The following is a 16,075-nucleotide window of genomic DNA, read 5'->3' on the forward strand; positions in this document are numbered from 1 at the left end:
AAAAATACAAGTAAGGGTCGTCACGCACGAGCGTCTTCAGCAAGGATTGCGCGCGCAAAAACCAGATCAATTGGCGTCGTAATCTTCAATGCGCGACCTTCACCGGGAACAATGCGAACGGGAATTCCCGCCTGCTGAGCAAGCCCGGCATCATCAGTAAGCGCTGTGGCTTCGCTATTCGCCGAGGCCACGGCACGCCGATGCAGCTCACGAATAACTTTCCAGGGGAAACCCTGCGGAGTCTGAACGGCAACCAAACCAGCACGGTCAACCGTCGCCTCAACGTAGCGCGCGCCCCGCACTTGCCCTGCCGAGGCCTCGGGAACTTCATGGAAGCTCTTCAGCGTATCCGCCACCGCAAGGCCTGGGATCACCGCCCGCTCTCCCGCGCGAAGAGCATCAATCACGCGAGAAACCAGCTGAGGGGAAACCAGAGGGCGGGCTGCATCATGAATCAAGACGGGGCTGTCATCGCTCAAAGCGACCGCTGTTTGGGCAAGCGCCTCGAGTCCAGCCGCGACGGAAGCCTGCCTAGACAGGGGGGAACCCGGAACAACACGGACAACATCACGAAACTCAGCAGTATCAAGAAGTGCGCGGAACTCTTCAAAACGTTCTGGAGGTGCTGTCACAACGGCACAATCAACGCCACCAGAATGGAGGCTCCTGAGCGCGTGCTCAACCAAAGATATTCCGTCGAGCTCAACCAAAGCTTTCGGGCGATCTGAGCCCAAGCGCGTACCCGATCCGGCCGCAGTAATGACCGCGAAAACCTGAGCCGGGGATGTTGAGGTCACTCTTGTTCCGCGTCTTCTTCCGGGAGGTCATCCGCGATTGCGAGGGACTCATCGTAGCCCTCAGCCAAGACTTCGTCGAGGCGCGCAGCCGCAGCGGTCTTATCGATATCGCGGGCAAGTGCAAGTTCAGAGCTGAGGATCTGACGAGCCTTCGTCAGCATGCGCTTCTCACCGGTCGACAGCTTCTTCTGATCATCACGGCGAGTAAGATCTCGAACAACCTCGGCAACCTTGACGATATCGCCAGTCGCAATCTTCTCTTGGTTGGCTTTGAAACGACGCGACCAGTTTGTGGGCTCTTCAATGTAGGGGGCGCGCAGGACCGAGAGCACCGTCTCCAAACCGTCTTCGTCAACAACGTCACGCACACCGACAAGATCAACGTTTTCGGCGGGTACCTGAATGGTGAGATCACCCTGACTGACGCGCAGAGTCAAGTAGGTCTTCTCTTCGCCGCGAATAACACGGGTGGAAATTTCCTCAATCTTCGCGGCGCCGTGGTGAGGATAAACAACGGTCTGACCGATCTCAAATGACATAGAAGAAACTCCTGCGCTTCAGCTGAACTGCGGTCTATATTCTATCAGTTCACATACTTTCTGCGCCTTTGAATGGTGAGCAGCTGTGCACAGACGCACGTGGGACCAGAAAGCCCTGCCCATCACACTCACGGTGAATTTTCCAGAAGGACAGCTTTCAAGAGGGCCAGCGCGATCGCAACAAAACGCAAACGCGGCGGTCCCGAAATTCGGAACCGCCGCGCCTATTGCAGAAATTACTTACCTTGGTTGGCGACCGCAGCGATCTTCGCCTCGGCTTCGGGATCCAGGTAGGTGCCACCCTTCTTGATGGGCTTGAGGGTTTCCTCGTCAAGCTCGTACACCAGCGGAATGCCGGTGGGGATGTTGACACCGGCGATGTCCTCGTCGGAGATCTCATCCAGGTGCTTGACGATCGCGCGCAGAGAGTTGCCGTGCGCGGCGATCATAACGGTCTTGCCGGTCTTGATCGCGGGAACGATGGTCTCATCCCAGTAGGGCAGCAGACGTGCGATGACGTCCTTGAGGCACTCGCTCATGGGAACGGGTTCACCGGCGTAGCGGGGATCCTGATCCTGCGAGAACTCAGAACCTGCTTCGATTGCGGGCGGAGCCACGTCGAAGGAACGGCGCCACAGCATGAACTGCTCCTCGCCGTACTCGTCGCGAATTTCCTTCTTATTCTTGCCCTGGAGCGCACCGTAGTGACGCTCGTTGAGGCGCCAGTTGCGCTCAACGGGGATCCAGTGACGGTCAGCAGCGTCAAGTGCCAGGTTCGCGGTCATGATCGCGCGACGCAGCATCGACGTGAACAGGAGATCCGGAAGAACACCGGACTCCTTGAGGAGTTCACCACCGTGGGTTGCTTCCGCGCGGCCCTTGTCCGACAGCGGAACATCCACCCAACCGGTGAAGAGGTTCTTTGCATTCCATTCGCTCTCGCCGTGGCGGAGCAGCACCAGTTTGTAGGTCATGCACATATTCTTTCATTCTTTTCGCATATGTGTCACGGGACCTGCGTCACGCGTCCCGCCTTTTCCCCTGTTTCTCGGAGATGAGAAGAAATACAGCGACATCCTGCATGCGTCCTGTCCACAACACCCCAGCGCATGAGCTCTCAAACTCATCAAATAACCGCAACCTAATCAACTTCGATCAGTGTCTCAGTAGGGGCTATCCAGCAACTGCTCAGTATGTTCCTTTTAAACTTTGGGCATGAGTGACACAACATCAAAGCGCCACTTTTTCCGTACGGCGACCGCATTGTCCACCTTGGCAGCACTCGTTTCACTGAGTGCATGCTCTCAGAGCGCGCCTTCCGCATCGACCTCCGCAACGAGCGAGGCAACCCCCGAGGCAACCGCTTCAGCCACCTCCGCAGTCCCCGCTGTCGCAGGCTACAAACCCGGCGAGATTCCGCCAGTTCCTCTTTTCAAAGTTCCACCAATCGGCGTATTCGCCTCAAATGCTGACAAGGCTGTCATTGACGCGACCTCTAAGATTTCCTCCGTTCCCGGCGTAACCGTTGCCCCCGCCGTGTGTGACGGTTCCGGCTTGGTGACCAACGGTGGAAATACCGTACTTGGTGGCGACGGATCAGGTGTCTCCACTAACGGCGATAAGCAGGTCGTCAACAGTGGTGACGGCTCCGGCGTTATTAACGAGGGTCCGGTAAGCATCGTTGTCGATGGCACGGGCGGTGGCGTCTACAACGATTCATCCAACGGACTGAACATCACGATTAGTTCCGATGGCTCCGGTACCTACACCTCAAACACTCTGAACATCACGGTTAGCCCTGACGGTTCCGGCGTCTACAACAACTCCGAAACCGGCGAAAAGATCGTGATTAGCTCCGACGGTTCCGGCAACTACAGCAACAGCAAGACTTCGGTGACCTACAACCTTGATGGCAAGGGCGGCGGCGTCTACAACGGCCCGAACTTGAACATCATCAACAACGGCGATGGCACCGCGATGGTGAACGGCCAGCAGGTGAAGGCTGACAAGGCACCGACCGTTGGCAAGGTTGGTAAGTTCCCCAAGGTCGATAGCCTCAAGCCCGTCGAGAGCTGCGGCACAACCATCACCTTGGAAGATGGCGTCCTCTTCGACTTCGGCAAGTCCGATATTCGTCCCGAGGCAGCAGCAACCCTGAAGAAGCTTGCTGAGGTACTCACGAGCGCAAAGGTTCCGGCTGCGCACATATACGGCCACACCGATTCGATTGGTGACGATGCTTCCAACCAGACCCTGTCTGAGGAACGCGCTACTGCAGTCGTCAACGAACTGAAGAAGGATGGCGTCACTGCAACCTTGGATTCTCAGGGCTTCGGCGAAAGCAAGCCGGTCGCACCCAACACGAACTCCGATGGTTCGGACAACCCCGCCGGTCGCCAAGCGAACCGCCGCGTGGAGATCTTCATTCCTGCATTCTGACAGTAAGTGGCTGGGGCACACCTTTCATCGACGGGGCTAACAACTCTGTCAACCTAGAATCCGCAAAGAAAATTACTTTTACGGGTTCTCAAGACGTCGTACGCTACACTTCAGGTGACCCCGACATCAGCGATTCCGGTACGGGTAATTCCGTCTCGGAAGACTGATAGGGCACTGAATTTAACTTTCAGCAAGGAAGCCGGGGTACATAACTACCTCAGCTTTTTGCACTTAATTTCGACTGTTTAATTTCAACTGAGCCCCCCGAACCAGTCGATCACTCTCAAATGAACTTCTCCCCCACAGCCAGTGTCCAACCAGATGGAAGGTACGCATGTCTACTCACCAGCCCACTACCGAGGCCTCGATGAACCCCGAAATGACAAGCGGAACTCACCCCGCAGATCAGGGTGATGCAGGCTACGATAAGGCCCTTAAAAACCGCCACCTGCAGATGATTGCAATCGGTGGATCAATTGGAACTGGCCTCTTCCTTGGTGCAGGCGGACGCCTTGCACAGGGAGGTCCGCTTCTTGCTCTCGCCTACGCGGTTTGTGGAGTTTTCGCCTTCCTCATGGTCCGCGCACTCGGTGAGCTCGCAATCCGTCGTCCCTCCTCTGGAGCCTTCGTCTCGTACGCACGTGAATTCCTCGGTAGACGCGGCGCTTTCATCACCGGCTGGTTCTTTTTCCTTGACTGGGCAGTGACGGTGATGGCTGATATTACGGCTGTCGGCGTCTACATGCACTACTGGAATCTCTTCGAGTCGATCCCACGTTGGGTGATCGCTCTGATCGCTCTTGTCTTGGTTTTCTGCCTCAACATGCTGTCGGTAAAAGCCTTCGGTGAGGCCGAATTCTGGTTTGCTCTCATCAAAGTTACAACAATTTTGATCTTTATGGCGCTTGCCATTTAGGCGATCATCACCCAAGCTCAGATGGGCGACCACACCGCCGGCGTCCACAACATCGCTGAAAATGGCGGCCTACTCCCACAGGGCATCGCACCGATCTTCGCACTGACTTTGGGCGTTGTCTTCGCTTTTGGTGGCACTGAAATGGTGGGCGTTGCTGCCGGTGAAGCGAAAGACGCACAGAAGGTACTTCCCAAGGCAATCAACTCGATGGCCCTTCGAATTTTCTTCTTCTACGTCGGCACCGTTACTCTCATGGCCTTAGCCCTGCCCTACACCGTTTATTCCTCCGACGAGTCTCCCTTCACCACCTTCTTCGCTTCGCTCGGAATTCCTCACGCCGGCGACATTATTCAGGTTGTCGTTCTGACCGCAGCGCTTTCCTCGCTCAACGCGGGCCTCTACGCGACGGGCCGAACCCTGCGCTCAATGGCCGTTTCAGGCGAAGCTCCACGCTTCGCCTCGCGACTTAATAAGCACCACGTCCCCTACGGCGGGATTATTATCACCGCCTCGCTGGGACTGCTGGGGGTACTGCTCAACGCATTCCTCCCCGATGATGCTTTTGAAATTGTCATGAGCCTTGCTGGAATTGGCATTGCGGGAACCTGGGCGATGATCCTCATTACCCACCTGGCATTCCTCAAGCGTGTGCGAGCCGGCGAGGAGGAGCGCCCCTCATACCGCATGCCGGGTGCACCTTTCACGAACTACATCTCGCTAGCTTTCTTTGCGATTGTCGTCGCTTCAAATGTCACCAGCACCAATGGCCGTTGGACTCTCGCGCTCTTCGGAGTAGTGGTCGTGGCAATGGTTTGTGGTTGGTATGCAATTCGGGGTAAGTTTTCTTCAAACGACGAGGCCCCGCGCCACTTAGGCGAATAACCACCCCTCTGCTCTCGTTTCTTTTTCGCTCTCTAATGATGGAAGAGGACGCACTATGAGGATTCACGTGACATATGCAGGCGGAACAATCGGGATGGTTGATTCTCCTGACGGTTTGCGACCGGGCGCAGATATGGCATCGTGGCTCAACACTCAATTCGATGGAATCGAGCTTACGGGACAGGTGTCAATGTCTCAGCTCTCACCGCTGGTCGATTCGTCGGAAACAACACCGACCCACTGGCAGATGATCATCGATGATATTCGCGCTCATGCCGATGAAGCTGATGCTTTTTTGGTGCTCCATGGGACCGACACCATGGCCTATAGCGCTGCCGCACTGTCGTACGCGCTGGCTGATTTCACAAAACCCATTGTTTTAACGGGCTCTCAATATCCGCTTGGCGTTGTCGGCACCGATGCCTCCGCGAATGTGACGGGCGCATTACGCGCTGCTGGAAGTTCCCAGGTCAGCGGCGTAACTCTGTTCTTTGGTCATATGCTGCTGGCAGGAAATCGTTCAACAAAGACCTCATCATGGGCCTTCGCTGGCTTTGACTCACCTTCAACATTGCCGATCGCACGCACAGGTGCCCCCTGGCGCTGGTATCACAGTATCGAGGCCGGTGAAGGTTGGGCTAATCCTGCGCCTTACACCCGACACGACGTTGCAGTTGTGGACATTGTTCCCGGCCTAAGCGCCGCTCGTTTACGTTCCATGTTCACTCCCCTGCCCGAGGCCGTCATCATCCGCGCATACGGCGTAGGAAATATTCCTGCTTCAGACCCGGGTTTTGTGGATGTTTTACAGGAACTGCGTGAGGCCGAGGTTCCCCTGATCGTTGCATCGCAGTGCCACCAAGCCGAGGTCGTGTTGGGCCATTACGAGGCCGGGAGCACTCTGGCGCGCTTGAGCGCGATTAGCGCGCATGACATGACTCTTGAGGCCTTGTATGCGAAGACAATCTTTTTGCTCTCGCAGGGATTGCAAGGCGAAGAGTTCGCACAGTGGATGAATCGATCTATTGCTGGCGAAGTGAGCCTTCCAGGCATTGCGTAGCTGACCTGCGGTTTTAGCTATTTCAGTGCATACAAGGTCAATCTAAACCGGTACAGGTTACGAAAACTGACCACTCGATACAAAACGTATTGAATACAAATATAAATGCGGGGTATTTCGATAGAAATACCCCGCAAAATATCGAAGGAATTCAGAACAAAAATCAGCGATTTTCCTTTTCAAACTGCTCAATAATGGCAGACGGAATCCGGCCTCGACCGCTCAGTTCGATCCCCTTTTCACGAGCCCAACGACGTACGCGGACACTCTTTGCTTCAGCATCCCCACACGGCGTGGTGCGGCGACTGTTGAGACGCCCGCCCACCCTACGAGCTGCGGAAATCCATGGTGACATGTCACGCTCAAATTGTTCGGCATTCTGGTCGGAAAGATCAATTTCATACGATACACCTTTGAATGCGAATGAAATTGTCTGCTTGGCAACCGAGCCATCACGGTCATCAACTAATACAACGACTTTCTTCTGCATAGTTTTCACCCTTCGAAAACATATCAATCACAGAGAAGAATTCTTTTTCTGCGATCGAGTAATGCACTTTTCGAAGCCACGCTATCACATTTTCGATATTAACTATTAATTTTCTATACCCTCAAAATTACCTGTCTCATTTTCGATTCCAGCGTTGTATGGCCTGATCAAAACCTATAAACTGTCCTTTCGTTAGAGAACCTCGAGGATGAAGGCTAAAACGGAGAAGGGACATGAACCAAGCAAAGCGGGCTCGCGAGATCGAACAGTTTTTCATTACTATCACTAGGGCTTCTGCGGCTCTGGAGGCAACGCTCAAGCGCGAGTTCGGACTTTCACTCGGTGAATATCGCGTCCTCGATGAGGTGGCTTCAGCCGGTAAAATTGGAATCCGCATGGGAGAACTTGCCCAATCGGTCATTTTTAGCCCTTCGCGTCTGACACACACCTATCGTCGTCTTGCAGATCGCGATCTCATTGTTCGCACCGCCTACGAATTCGATCGTCGCGGTGGCACAATCACCATCACCGATGCAGGCAAGAAACTTGTCACCTCCGCCCAACAGGCTGAGCGAGCACTTCTGCGCGACATCATTAGCGACGACATCTCCGATGAAGACCTCAACGTATTGATCCGCGTGGGTTCAGACGTTAATACGCGCTTGGATGAACTCGAGAAGCGCTAGTATTCTCAACTAGTGTGAGCACACCCGGTAGACCAATCTCTCGGCTCTCCCCCCGTATTCGCATGGGGCTAGCGGTCCTTATGACCGCGATAACGGTAGGGCTAGTTGGTGCCGGGTGTTCGCATCTTCTCCACCTGATCGAGGGCCTTGTCTTTGGCGACGCGAGCGGAACGCTTCTTCACGCAATTTCCTCAGTCCCTTGGTGGCATAGGATTTGCGCACTGGGGGGAGCAGGCCTCGTCGGAGGAATTTCCTGGTATCTCTATGCGCGTGCCGGGGGCAAACCCGTCACACTCTCCAAAGCAGTTAATGGCCAGAAAATGCCGATTCTCCTGACTTTCTGGCACTCAATTAACCAGATCATCATTGTCGGAATGGGCGCTTCTATCGGTCGCGAAGTTGCACCTCGCGAGATTAGTGCTTCCCTGGGTGGGAAGATCGCCGATTTTCTTTACCTTCCGCCTGAGCAGCGACGCATTATTGTCGGCTGCGCGGCCGGTGCAGGTCTTGCTGCAGTCTATTCGCTCCCTCTATCCGGAGCAGTATTCGCACTTGAAATTCTTCTCATCGAGGTCACAGCCAACGCGGTATGGCCTGCGCTGATCATCAGTGGCGGAGCGGTCCTTGTCGCACACGGCTGGGTTCGAAGCGTTCCTTTCTACACACTTCCCGAGGCCACCCAGCTCCTTCCGACCGCATCGCTCACACTTTGGGCCGTCATCATCGGGCCTCTCCTTGGAATCATCGGAGTCCTCTTCAAGAGCGCTGTTTCAGCATGCTCCGCTGCTCGCCCCACCGGTTGGCGTCTACTTACCTGGATGATTCCAACCTTCACCCTCATTGGAGTGATCACTGTCTGGGTTCCATCAATTGCCGGAAACGGACAATCGACCGCTCAGCTTGCTTTTGATGGAGCTGTTTTGGGCCAGGGTGAACGCGCGGCTGCAGGAATTGGAGTCGCATTACTGGTTTCTCTTGTGATCGATGGATTTACAAAACTTATCGGAACGCTCGCCACTATTCGCTCGGGCGCATGGGGTGGAACTCTTACCCCCGGTCTTGCGCTAGGCGCATCTTGCGGTGCGATACTGGGGATCCTCTGGTCCTACATCTACCCCGGTGATACAACCGCGATCGCTTGCTTCGCCTTCATCGGCGCTGTGGTTGTTCTTGGCACATCAATGAGTGCGCCACTAACGGCATTGTGCTTGGTTATTGAATTTACGCACCGAGGCGCAACCTTGCTTGTGCCAACCGTCATCGCACTGGGACTAGGGGTTGGTGCGTCGCGCATATGGAACAAATGGCGCGCGAAGGAAGCTCAACAGCGCAGAAGCAGCTAGGCCTCGTCAGGGAAATGAACCCAACCCGCTAACCCACGACGGGCAAGCGCACCCAAAGTATCAACGGCACCGGCAGATGCATTACCCCAGGGGATATAGGTAAAGTCCGTGCCACCGGCTTCGAGGAAAGCATCACGGTTGAGCTTTGCAATCTCATCGACGGTTTCCAAGCAATCCGTCATAAAGCCAGGGCAAATGACATCAAGACGCCGGGTCCCATGACGAGCAAGCTCGGCGACGGTATCGATGGTTGCCGGCCCCAACCATTTCGCGGGCCCAAAAACCGATTGGAAAGTCACTAGAAGCTGGTCTTCGTCAAGATTTAAACGGGCTCGGAGCGCATTTACCGTCGCCATACACTCATGCTTGTAGGGATCACCCGCATCGTGCATTTTCTGAGGGATGGAGTGGAAAGACGCAAGGAGGTGGTCGCCAGATGCGAAATCGGGGCGACCCCGACGCGCCCAATCCTCCTCGATTGCGTGAGCCAAAGCTTCAATATAGGCGGGTTCTGTGGGGAATGAACGAATTGTGCGCACTTCCATATGATTGCGACGTTTCAGGATGTAACGCGCTAAGGCGTCAGAAACTGTTCCCGCAGACGATGCGGCATATTGCGGATAGGCGGGCAGAAGAAGAACTCGGCGATGCCCCTTTGCGAACACGTCATCGAGGACGCTCTCAATAGAGGGCTTTCCGTAGCGCATAGCAAGCGCAACTTTCGCTTGACCGCCAAGCAGCTCTGATAGGGATTCGGCTTGGGCAATGGAATACGCCATGAGTGGCGAACCGTGCTCAGTCCAAATTGAGCGGTAGTTTGGGGCTACTCGAGAAGGACGGAAGGGAAGAATCACGCCTTCCAGAACTGGCTTCCAGATCAGAGGACGAAGTTCGATCACACGACGATCGCTCAGGAATTCACGCAGGAAACGGCGAATATCCCTGGGCCTAGGCGATTCTGGAGTACCGAGGTTAACCAGGAGCACTACGGGGATGTCAGCTGGATTTTCTGACTTTTCGTCATCTTCTGTCAACACAATTCAGCCTAACATTCGCCGGGCGATCTGACTCTTGAATCGCACATTGCTGTGCGGGCAATCCCACATCACCTCTGTCACGAAACGTTTGCTTCTCACAAGTGGTAACCGCTAAAGTACTTCAGGTAGCTTTTCTCCACCTCAGTAGTGAAGTGCAGATAAGCCCGGCCGCCTTAGCTCAGTCGGCAGAGCGATTCACTCGTAATGAATAGGTCGTGGGTTCGATTCCCACAGGCGGCTCAGACAAGCCCGAGATATCAGCGAAAACTTCGTTGACATCTCGGGCTTTTGTATTGAAACTGAAATGCCCGCGAGCGCGGGGCTCGCGGGCATAAAGCGTCCGAAGATCAGGACAGACGCGTCACGCGGTAGCGCCAGTCAACCGGACCGGTCTCGATGGTCTCAACGCGGTAGTGCGATTCACTTTCCTGCAGGTAGTTGAACAGCGGGACGGGCTGATGCGGAGCAACAACGATCAGCGATGCGCCAAGCGGCAGGTTGTCCATCGCGGCAAACAACAGTGCATGGCGAACAACCTTAGGCAGGGAATGAATAACAAGCTCGTCTTCACGAACGGCGGGATCCTGCGATACAACGTGCGCTGTTCCCTGGCCGTGATCACCGCAACCGCAGCCCCCATGAGCAGCTGCCTCAGCCTTTGGAGCTTCCTGAGCACCGTGTCCATGTCCGCCACAACCACAACCGCCGTGTGATTCAGGTGCAGGCGCGGCCTCGGCCTGATGTCCGTGCCCACCGCAGCCACAGCCTCCGTGCGACTCGGGTGCAGATGCTGCAGGAGCAGCCTGTTCCTTCTTTCCGTGGCCACCACAACCGCAACCGCAGCCGCCCTCAGAGGGGGTGGTCGATACGTCAACCAGCTTGAATTGCTGTCCAGTTCCCGGCGCTGCTGCCTCGGGCAAAGTCTCTGCCATTTTGTCCTCTTCCTTGGAATAAAGGTGTAAACCAGCGGGCACTCACAGGAACGCCCGCATACAAACCTTTATTTCAGTTTAAATCCTTGCTAAATAGAACGCTGAGCGATCCCATTCATTTGGAACGGAGTGCAAACTCAACTTCAACCTCAACCGAGGCATTCAACGGCAAGGCTGCAACACCCACAGCTGAACGCGCGTGCTGCGAGCCAAAAACCTCGCCCAGCAGTTCAGATGCTCCATTAACCACAGCAGCTTGTCCGTAGAAGTTCGGCAAGGAAGCAACAAAGGCAGTCACCTTAACTACCGAAGCCAAACGATCCACACCGCCCGCAACTGCAGCTGCAGCCGCCATTGCGTTCAACGCACAAATGCGTGCGGCCTCGTAAGCGTCTTCGGGATCCGCACCATCTTCACCGACCGCACCAATGCACGCCAACTCGCCATTTTCCAGGGGAAGCTGGCCGGAGGTGCGCACAACACCGCGATCCTCAATGGCGGGGACATAGGCGGCAACAGGCTTAGCGACCTCAGGCAGTTCAAGGCCGAGCTCAGCAAGTTTCTCCGAAGGCAGTGTCATTTTTTCCTCACGATCTCATTAGAACTGGGGGGTATGGAATCTCCACACCCCCCAGCCTAGTCCCGAGCAGCACCTCTGGGTCATCACGCACACTACGCGGGACAGCTTGTGTACGGGATCAATCCCGCAGTCGGCTCATGCGGCAAGCGCCTGCTGAACCGCCGGCCTCATCGTAAAGAAACGATCGATGACCCGAGTCCACCGATTCGTCTGCAAGTCCGGAGTCAGCAGAGCCATCGCAGTCGCGTACTTCGAGATACGCGACGGCCGGATCCTGTTTGCCCACAGCAGTCGGTCTAGCTCAGAAGGAGCGGCACCAGACTTCGTTTCGATAATTGCAATGTGGGGAGCCTGAAGCTCACGTCCCCATGAGTCCCAGTTCAGATCAGTGTCAATCGTCGCTCGCCCCTGACCGTCTGCCATGAGAAGCGTCGAACGCGTGTAGGTTCCAGTCACTACGGGGACCAGGGAATCAACTCGGCCAAAACCGTCAAAGCACTGAGCGGCCTCGAGCCTTTCGGCCACCCACAGCCTGCCCTCGCGACTGAGTTCCATCCGCGCTGCCTGAGCGAAGTCGTAGGCCAAGCGCTTCTTGACGGTGTGCCCACGCGGGCCTCGGGTCTTAACTTCAAGGAAGGCCAGCTCCGAATCAAGGTAAGAGCGCGTACGAACCTTGTAGCGGCGGCGGCGCTTGTGCGCGGTGTCCATGAAGGAGTGCAGCTCGGGAGTATCGAAGTAGCACGAGGCATATCGCTGCTCAATCTTCCCCCCGATTTCAAGGATCTGCGTTGCGGGGTTCATGAGCGCGAGCAACTCATCCAAGCAATCCGTGGGCACGACGTACTTGCGGTCGACTCGCGTGAGCATCGCGGCGCGTGCGTTCATATCATCGAGGCTGATTCCTTCAAGGTTCGTCAGGTTGTGTAGTTCGTGCGTCATAGTGTCCTCCAGTTCTTTCACGAGGCCGAGGCTGAGGTGGTCGTTTGCGCAGGCTCAGCGCTTGGCCGGGACCCGGTAGCGAACATCAACCAAGGTGAGATCGTTGACCATGTCGAGTTTGATGACCTTGACTCCGGTCACCTTGACACCCATGCGGGCTTCAAGTGCTTGGCGAAGTTCCTTCTCGTCTGCGATTGCGCGGTCGAATTGGACTTGCTGCGAGCCGGAGCGCCCAAGGATCAGAGTTGAATCACCAACGACCAAAGTCGCAAGCACCAATGCGACCATTGCGTAAGAGTAGATCGCGGTGCTCATGCCAAGGAGCAGGCCAATGGCGAGGGAAGCAAAGTAGTAGGCGATTTCTCGCTGGCTGATTTCGTCGGAACGAAGTCGAATGATCGACAAGACACCGAAGAGGCCAAGTCCTAGGCCTGCGGAAATCGTTGAGTTTGCCATGACGCTTGCGACCGCAAGGACGCCGATGTTAACTACGAAAAATGCAACGACAAGATCGGCGCGTCGGTGGCGGGGGTAATAGAGGGCTCCAACCAGGATCAACATTGCGAGAAGGTCGATGACGATCGGCAGAACCATGGCTGTGGTGAGTGCGCTCATTTGATGCTCCTCAAGGGCGTTTCGTGCGTGACGTAACTATTGAGCCAGTGGAGTCTATGAATGAGCTATGTGGGAGACTTGTTCTAGCAATGCGTATTGGAAAGAGATCGGATGCTTCCTTTTTTCTTCTTGGCGACAACCGTTTGCCTCTTGATTGGTCTTGGTTGTGCGATCTATGGACGCAACTCCCAATGCTTGATCTTCGTTCGGGCGATCGGCTACCTGACGGGAAGCGCAATTGTTAATGCGGTTCTCATGCTGATACTGGTCTCTCTATTTGGTAGCCTCATCTTGCTTCTACCATCATCGCTGTGGGGAAGTGAGAATCTCCTTGACGATACGGCCTCGACTTTCTCTACCGGTCTTGGAAAGTTCCGTGCAGGGACTTTCTTGCTCATGACCTTGACACTGATGATGGCTGCTGCGCTCATTCAGATATACATTCACCGTTTTCTTTCAAAGCACTTCACCTTTTTGACCGTCAGTAGCAAGACCTATCAGATCGCTGAGTACATCATTCAGTGGACAACCATCTTCCTTGCCGCGTACCAGTTCTTCTTCAACGGCCTTCGCGATCTCGTAACCTCAATATGGAGTCAGAACGAAGCCAGTTATATGTTCAAAATCGTGCTTTCACCTGAGAACATTAACTTGATTCTCCAGCCTGTCCTTTTCTCAACATGGATCATGGTCGTTGTCGAGAGCCTGTATGCGCGCCGGCTAGCGAGCATCGAGAAAGATGCTGAGCGAGGAGGGACATGCCTTGGATCAACTGGACAGTCCTGACACAGAACTACACGCCCTTCAGTGAGCTTTTGGCGACGGCTACCTGAAAATCACTTAGTGGGGGGATGCAACCGAAGTTGCATCCCCCCACTACTTCACTCAGCGGCCACCCTGGCGGTTTCCGCTAGGAGCACCCCCCTGACCGCCGGGTGCTCCCCCACCGGGACCGCCCTGGCTGCCGGTCGCCTGCCCGGCAGTGACAGAGGTCGAATTCGAATCCACACTTACCGTGTAGCTCTGACCATTCGACACATCCGCAGATGAGAAGACCACATTCTGGAAGGTCTTTGCGGACTTAACATTGGCCAAGACCTTTCCACTGGAATCCTTAATGGTTACGGTCGAGTTCGCGTTACCGGAAGCCGAAGCCTGTAGCCATCCCTGTGAAGAGTTGGTCGATGGCGATTCGGCCATTCCGGAAGAACCAATGGCAAGAAGCGTTCCACCACTGACCAAGAATTCACCGTTCGAATCCAGTGCGCCGTTCCCGCCATCCGTGGGGCCGTAGACAATCGTGTTACCGCCGGAGATTTCCACCGAGCCATTGGAGTCGATGCCATCGCCACCCGCGTTGACCGTCACGGTTCCGCCCGAGATCAGGATCTTTTCGCCGGTGTCCTGCATGGAGCCACCACCACCGGGTCCGTTGTTGGTCGTGGTCGTCTTGGTCGCGGTCTTCGCCGCTTCAACTGCCGCAACGGTGGTCGAACCGGAGCCGTTGATACCGTCATCACTGGAGGTCAGATTGACCTCACCATTGGAGATGGTGATCAAGCCGCCCTCAAGGGCTTCATTGGACTGTTCAACCGTAACCTTCGCGCCGTCAAGAACAGCCGCGCCTTCTGCGTGAATACCATCGTCAGCGGTTGATGCAACGATCGTTCCCGAGACCAGTCGGATTGCACCATCGGAGTGCAAAGCATCGTCGCCGGAGTCAATCGTGACCTCGCCACCGTCTTCAATCAGGAAGACACCGGCCTTAATTCCCTTGGTGGAATTGTTGGAGTCCTTTCCAGACGAAGCCCCACCGCCGGCAATGATTGTCGTATCACCACCGGTGATGATAACGTCAGTTTCCCCCTGAATACCGTCACCCGTTGAGGTGATTTCGATGGTTCCACCAGTGATATTGACGTAGCCCTTGGTGGTATCGCTATCTTGGTCAGACTTCAGGCCGTCCCCTCCTGAAGCGACCTTGATAGTTCCGCCGGCAACCGTCAGTGAGTCCTTGCCACGTAGCGCATCGTCCTTCGACGTGAGCGTGATGTTACCCGACAGAATGTAGAGGTCGTCCTTGCTGGTAATGCCGTCGTTGTAGTTGGCATTGACCGTCAGCGAACCGCTACCCGTAATGGTGAGGTCGGCATCGGAATAGATCGCCGCGTTGTCCTCAGCATTCGTATCCGAGGGAGTGCCGTCAGTGACGGTGTTTGAACCATTCAATGACAGAACAACATCATCTGCTGAGACCACATTGATCGCGCTCCCGGAAGAGTTCGTGATGGTCGCTCCATCAAGGATCAACACAACGCGAGCATCTTTCGCCGCTTCTACCTTAACCTGTCCATTCAAGGTGCCCGAGAGCTTGTAGACTCCAGCCTCGGTGATTGTCACCGTGGAGCCATCGACCTTTACTCCGGATGCTGAGGTACTCGCGCTACTTCCATTCAAAGTAATGGTTTGAGCCGAAGAAGCATCCCATTCGCTGTCCTCAACATGAGAGGCTTTCGCGTTGGCAGCTAAGGCTTCGGCAGCACTCGGGGGAGCAATGACAGTCCCGGACTCGGCGGATACCGAGGAACTTGAGGCAGCCTTCGCGCTGACGCTCGACGAGGCCGAGGAAGCGGTGCCGGAAGTCGATGAGCAAGCGCTCAGCGCGAGCGCGCCGACCGCGGCTACGGCCGATAACCGTACAAGAGTCGATGCTGGCGTTTTCATGTGAGGTCCTTTCGTGGATCGTGATGATCCAATTGAGCCAGCCAACTCTATGAATGAGCTGTGCCTAGCTCAGGCCTCACATAAGAAAGAAATTTA

16 protein-coding genes, 1 tRNA gene and 1 pseudogene are annotated in these 16,075 nt (G+C 55.4%); 8 read left to right on the top strand and 10 right to left on the bottom strand.

Annotated elements, in window-relative coordinates; genetic code table 11:
• Window positions 1-20: 20 nt before the first annotated feature.
• From QZR18_RS01715 to QZR18_RS01725, 3 genes are all read right to left on the bottom strand, one after another.
• Window positions 21-797, bottom strand: a complete 777-nt coding sequence (locus QZR18_RS01715) for a 2-C-methyl-D-erythritol 4-phosphate cytidylyltransferase (protein WP_178704233.1) — start codon at window positions 795-797, stop codon at window positions 21-23.
• Window positions 794-1,336 (bottom strand): CarD family transcriptional regulator, encoded by a 543-nt coding sequence (locus QZR18_RS01720; RefSeq protein ID WP_156334706.1) that lies wholly within the window; start codon window positions 1,334-1,336, stop codon window positions 794-796. The genes QZR18_RS01715 and QZR18_RS01720 overlap by 4 nt, the downstream gene beginning before the upstream one ends.
• A gap of 236 nt (window positions 1,337-1,572) precedes the next feature.
• On the bottom strand, window positions 1,573-2,310 hold the full coding sequence (locus QZR18_RS01725; protein ID WP_048713089.1) for a phosphoglyceromutase: 738 nt from the start codon (window positions 2,308-2,310) through the stop codon (window positions 1,573-1,575).
• 241 nt (window positions 2,311-2,551) lie between these two features.
• Here QZR18_RS01725 and QZR18_RS01730 point away from each other — a divergent pair, with 241 nt between their 5' ends.
• The 4 genes and pseudogenes from QZR18_RS01730 to QZR18_RS01740 all read left to right on the top strand — a co-directional run bounded on the left by QZR18_RS01730 (window position 2,552) and on the right by QZR18_RS01740 (window position 6,633).
• On the top strand, window positions 2,552-3,775 hold the full coding sequence (locus QZR18_RS01730) for an OmpA family protein (RefSeq protein WP_178704236.1): 1,224 nt from the start codon (window positions 2,552-2,554) through the stop codon (window positions 3,773-3,775).
• A 26-nt stretch (window positions 3,776-3,801) separates the two neighbouring features.
• Window positions 3,802-3,942, top strand: a complete 141-nt coding sequence (locus QZR18_RS08260) for a DUF3060 domain-containing protein (RefSeq protein ID WP_366921405.1) — start codon at window positions 3,802-3,804, stop codon at window positions 3,940-3,942.
• Window positions 3,943-4,142: 200 nt separating this feature from the next.
• A pseudogene (locus tag QZR18_RS01735) lies at window positions 4,143-5,573 on the top strand (amino acid permease).
• Window positions 5,574-5,628: 55 nt separating this feature from the next.
• Complete coding sequence (locus QZR18_RS01740; protein WP_178704238.1) at window positions 5,629-6,633, top strand: asparaginase; 1,005 nt, start codon at window positions 5,629-5,631, stop codon at window positions 6,631-6,633.
• A gap of 163 nt (window positions 6,634-6,796) precedes the next feature.
• On the opposite strand, the gene QZR18_RS01745 is transcribed toward QZR18_RS01740, so the two are convergent.
• Window positions 6,797-7,123 (bottom strand): Lsr2 family protein, encoded by a 327-nt coding sequence (locus QZR18_RS01745; protein ID WP_178704241.1) that lies wholly within the window; start codon window positions 7,121-7,123, stop codon window positions 6,797-6,799.
• A 233-nt stretch (window positions 7,124-7,356) separates the two neighbouring features.
• On the opposite strand from QZR18_RS01745, the gene QZR18_RS01750 reads away from it, so the two are divergent.
• Together QZR18_RS01750 and QZR18_RS01755 are read left to right on the top strand one after the other, a co-directional pair.
• Window positions 7,357-7,809, top strand: coding sequence for a MarR family winged helix-turn-helix transcriptional regulator (locus QZR18_RS01750; RefSeq protein ID WP_178704243.1), 453 nt, complete (start codon window positions 7,357-7,359; stop codon window positions 7,807-7,809).
• A gap of 14 nt (window positions 7,810-7,823) precedes the next feature.
• Window positions 7,824-9,152, top strand: coding sequence for a chloride channel protein (locus QZR18_RS01755; protein ID WP_295910136.1), 1,329 nt, complete (start codon window positions 7,824-7,826; stop codon window positions 9,150-9,152).
• On the opposite strand, the gene hemH is transcribed toward QZR18_RS01755, so the two are convergent.
• Complete coding sequence (hemH, locus tag QZR18_RS01760) at window positions 9,149-10,189, bottom strand: ferrochelatase (protein ID WP_178704246.1); 1,041 nt, start codon at window positions 10,187-10,189, stop codon at window positions 9,149-9,151. The two genes, QZR18_RS01755 and hemH, sit on opposite strands and share 4 nt — an antisense overlap.
• Before the next feature lie 167 nt (window positions 10,190-10,356).
• Here hemH and QZR18_RS01765 point away from each other — a divergent pair.
• Window positions 10,357-10,429 (top strand) — tRNA-Thr (locus QZR18_RS01765).
• Between the two features lie 107 nt (window positions 10,430-10,536).
• Here the strand turns inward: QZR18_RS01765 and QZR18_RS01770 are convergent.
• The 4 genes from QZR18_RS01770 to QZR18_RS01785 all read right to left on the bottom strand — a co-directional run bounded on the left by QZR18_RS01770 (window position 10,537) and on the right by QZR18_RS01785 (window position 13,255).
• Window positions 10,537-11,121, bottom strand: a complete 585-nt coding sequence (locus QZR18_RS01770; protein ID WP_178704249.1) for a DUF2249 domain-containing protein — start codon at window positions 11,119-11,121, stop codon at window positions 10,537-10,539.
• 115 nt (window positions 11,122-11,236) lie between these two features.
• A complete protein-coding gene (locus tag QZR18_RS01775) occupies window positions 11,237-11,701 on the bottom strand; it encodes a RidA family protein (RefSeq protein ID WP_009408440.1) in 465 nt (154 codons plus the stop codon).
• A 135-nt stretch (window positions 11,702-11,836) separates the two neighbouring features.
• Window positions 11,837-12,640 (bottom strand): polyphosphate polymerase domain-containing protein, encoded by an 804-nt coding sequence (locus QZR18_RS01780; protein WP_178704252.1) that lies wholly within the window; start codon window positions 12,638-12,640, stop codon window positions 11,837-11,839.
• Between the two features lie 54 nt (window positions 12,641-12,694).
• Window positions 12,695-13,255 carry a DUF4956 domain-containing protein gene (locus QZR18_RS01785; protein ID WP_178704255.1) on the bottom strand — a complete coding sequence of 187 codons (561 nt, stop codon included), beginning with the start codon at window positions 13,253-13,255 and terminating at the stop codon, window positions 12,695-12,697.
• A gap of 111 nt (window positions 13,256-13,366) precedes the next feature.
• Between QZR18_RS01785 and QZR18_RS01790 the strand changes: the two genes are divergently transcribed.
• Complete coding sequence (locus QZR18_RS01790) at window positions 13,367-14,041, top strand: hypothetical protein (protein WP_178704258.1); 675 nt, start codon at window positions 13,367-13,369, stop codon at window positions 14,039-14,041.
• Between the two features lie 99 nt (window positions 14,042-14,140).
• Here the strand turns inward: QZR18_RS01790 and QZR18_RS01795 are convergent, their stop codons facing one another.
• The gene (locus QZR18_RS01795; RefSeq protein ID WP_178704261.1) at window positions 14,141-15,979 is read right to left on the bottom strand and encodes a carbohydrate-binding domain-containing protein; all 1,839 of its coding nucleotides are present in this window, start codon (window positions 15,977-15,979) and stop codon (window positions 14,141-14,143) included.
• Window positions 15,980-16,075: the final 96 nt, after the last annotated feature.

The organism is uncultured Actinomyces sp. (assembly GCA_900541895.1).
In the GTDB taxonomy this organism is placed as follows: Bacteria; Actinomycetota; Actinomycetes; order Actinomycetales; family Actinomycetaceae; genus Pauljensenia.